The following is a 1,849-nucleotide window of genomic DNA, read 5'->3' on the forward strand; positions in this document are numbered from 1 at the left end:
GGATGGGTAGGGGAGCGTCGTGTGCCGGGTGAAGCAGCCGCGGAAGCGAGTTGTGGACGGTTCACGAGTGAGAATGCAGGCATGAGTAGCGATACACACGTGAGAAACGTGTGCGCCGATTGACTAAGGGTTCCTGGGTCAAGCTGATCTGCCCAGGGTAAGTCGGGACCTAAGGCGAGGCCGACAGGCGTAGTCGATGGACAACCGGTTGATATTCCGGTACCCGCTTTGAAACGCCCAGTATCGAATCCATTAATGCTAAGGCCGTGAAGCCGTCCTGGAGCCTTCGGGCAAAGGGAAGTGGTGGAGCCGCCGGCCCAAGGTGGTAGTAGGTAAGCGATGGGGTGACGCAGGAAGGTAGTCCAGCCCGGGCGGTGGTAGTCCCGGGGTAAGGGTGTAGGCCGTGTGGTAGGTAAATCCGTCACACATTAAGGCTGAGACCTGATGCCGAGCCGATTGTGGTGAAGTGGATGATCCTATGCTGTCGAGAAAAGCCTCTAGCGAGTTTCATGGCGGCCCGTACCCTAAACCGACTCAGGTGGTCAGGTAGAGAATACCGAGGCGTTCGGGTGAACTATGGTTAAGGAACTCGGCAAAATGCCCCCGTAACTTCGGGAGAAGGGGGGCCATCACTGGTGATCCGTTTTACACGGTGAGCTGGGGGTGGCCGCAGAGACCAGCGAGAAGCGACTGTTTACTAAAAACACAGGTCCGTGCGAAGCCGTAAGGCGATGTATACGGACTGACGCCTGCCCGGTGCTGGAACGTTAAGGGGACCGGTTAGTGCGCTTTCGGGCGTGCGAAGCTGAGAACTTAAGCGCCAGTAAACGGCGGTGGTAACTATAACCATCCTAAGGTAGCGAAATTCCTTGTCGGGTAAGTTCCGACCTGCACGAATGGCGTAACGACTTCTCGACTGTCTCAACCATAGGCCCGGTGAAATTGCACTACGAGTAAAGATGCTCGTTTCGCGCAGAAGGACGGAAAGACCCCGGGACCTTTACTACAGTTTGATATTGGTGTTCGGTTCGGCTTGTGTAGGATAGGTGGGAGACTTTGAAGCATGCACGCCAGTGTGTGTGGAGTCAATCTTGAAATACCACTCTGGTCGTGCTGGATGTCTAACCTCGGTCCGTGATCCGGATCAGGGACAGTGTCTGATGGGTAGTTTAACTGGGGCGGTTGCCTCCTAAAGAGTAACGGAGGCGCCCAAAGGTTCCCTCAGCCTGGTTGGCAATCAGGTGTTGAGTGTAAGTGCACAAGGGAGCTTGACTGTGAGACCGACGGGTCGAGCAGGGACGAAAGTCGGGACTAGTGATCCGGCAGTGGCTTGTGGAAGCGCTGTCGCTCAACGGATAAAAGGTACCCCGGGGATAACAGGCTGATCTTCCCCAAGAGTCCATATCGACGGGATGGTTTGGCACCTCGATGTCGGCTCGTCGCATCCTGGGGCTGGAGTCGGTCCCAAGGGTTGGGCTGTTCGCCCATTAAAGCGGTACGCGAGCTGGGTTTAGAACGTCGTGAGACAGTTCGGTCCCTATCCTCTGCGCGCGTAGGAATATTGAGAAGGGCTGTCCCTAGTACGAGAGGACCGGGACGGACGAACCTCTGGTGTGCCAGTTGTCCTGCCAAGGGCATGGCTGGTTGGCTACGTTCGGAAAGGATAACCGCTGAAAGCATCTAAGCGGGAAGCCTGCTTCGAGATGAGTATTCCCACCCCCTTTGAGGGGTTAAGGCTCCCAGTAGACGACTGGGTTGATAGGCCAGATGTGGAAGCCCGGTAACGGGTGGAGCTGACTGGTACTAATAGGCCGAGGGCTTGTCCTCAGTTGCTCGCGTCCACTGTGTT

General features: G+C 56.4%; 1 rRNA gene. It reads left to right on the top strand.

Annotated features, from left to right (window positions below):
* Positions 1 to 1,827 (top strand): 23S ribosomal RNA (locus ABZX79_RS37795); the annotation flags it as partial.
* Positions 1,828 to 1,849 lie beyond the last annotated feature (22 nt).

Source organism: Streptomyces sp. NPDC002994, assembly GCF_040611155.1.
Lineage (GTDB): Bacteria > Actinomycetota > Actinomycetes > Streptomycetales > Streptomycetaceae > Streptomyces.